This is a genomic window from Chromobacterium haemolyticum, from assembly GCF_002081825.1.
Taxonomy (GTDB): domain Bacteria; phylum Pseudomonadota; class Gammaproteobacteria; order Burkholderiales; family Chromobacteriaceae; genus Chromobacterium; species Chromobacterium fluminis.
In genome coordinates, this window is the sequence record NZ_MUKU01000081.1 from 1 (window position 1) to 1,338 (window position 1,338).

Sequence of the window (1,338 nt, forward strand, 5' to 3'; positions counted from 1 at the left end):
AGAAGGGGCATTCACCATGAAGATTACGACTATCGGCATTGACTTGGCAAAGAACGTTTTCCAACTTCACGGCGTAGATGGACACGGCAAAACAGCTCTGAAGAAACAGTTGCGTCGCGAGCAGATGGCAACCTTCTTCGCCAATCTACCGCCCTGTCTGATTGGCATGGAGGCCTGTGGTGGTGCCCACTATTGGGCACGCTTGTTGCAAGAACTTGGCCACACCATTCGTCTGATGGCGCCGCAGTTTGTCAAACCCTATGTCAAGACCAACAAGAACGATGCCGCCGACGCTGCGGCGATCTGCGAAGCGGTGACCCGGCCGGACATGCGCTTTGTGCCGGTCAAGACCGTCGAGCAGCAAGCGATTCTATCGGTACATCGCGCTCGCGCCGGTTTTGTGAAGGCGCGAACCGCGACCGCCAACGAAATTCGCGGCCTATTGGCCGAGTTCGGGATCGTCATTCCACAAGGTATTCACACTATCTGCCGACGTATTCCTGAGATTTTGGAGAACGGCGAGAGTGAGCTGACTCACACTTTCAAACAGTTGTTGAGGACACTCTTGAACCACCTGAAAGAGCTGGACCTGCAGGTGGAGGCGCTGGAGCAAGATATTCAGTGCTGGCACCGCAACTCAGCAGCTAGCATCCGGCTTGCCAAGATCCCGGGTGTAGGGCCACTTACCGCGAGTGCTGTTGTGGCCACGGTGGGGGATGCCAAAAATTTCAGTAACGGCCGGCAATTTGCAGCCTGGCTCGGTTTGGTACCTCGACAACACTCCAGCGGCGGCAAGTCGACCTTGCTCGGGATCAGTAAACGTGGAGACAGTTACTTGCGTACTCTGATGGTTCATGGCGCTCGTGCGGTGCTGCGCTTTGCAACGGGCAAGACTGATCGCACCTCAACGTGGCTGAACGGGGTGATGGTGCGGCGGCATACGAATGTGGCGGCGGTAGCACTGGCCAACAAGAATGCCCGTATCATTTGGGCCTTGTTGGCACATGGGTGTGAGTTCCGGTCCGACGCCCCCCCCCCAGCAATTACCGGGGCGTAGTTGGACCAGTTAATTTTGATAACGCGGATTAACGAAGACTTCAAGCGGTTGCGCAGGCAATCTTGACGTGATGGCAAGACAGGTAAGACCGTGACCGACATATCCCGAGACTGTCAAAGTGCGTAAAGCACGGTGATCTGATAGCGGAGCCGGTCAGCATATTCCATTAGGGGCAGAGGCGACGGCCTCGTCAAAAGCCCGGATGTATGGCTGCAATCCCAACCTTGTTCTTGGCTTAAACAAAAAGATGGCTTGGCAAAAGGGGGCGTCCATGTATGACA

The 1,338-nt window shown here is 55.6% G+C and carries 1 protein-coding gene; it reads left to right on the plus strand.

The features are described from left to right. The first annotated feature begins 16 nt into the window (after nucleotides 1-16). On the plus strand, nucleotides 17-1,057 hold the full coding sequence (locus B0T39_RS24625) for an IS110 family transposase (protein WP_081551371.1): 1,041 nt from the start codon (nucleotides 17-19) through the stop codon (nucleotides 1,055-1,057). Nucleotides 1,058-1,338: the final 281 nt, after the last annotated feature.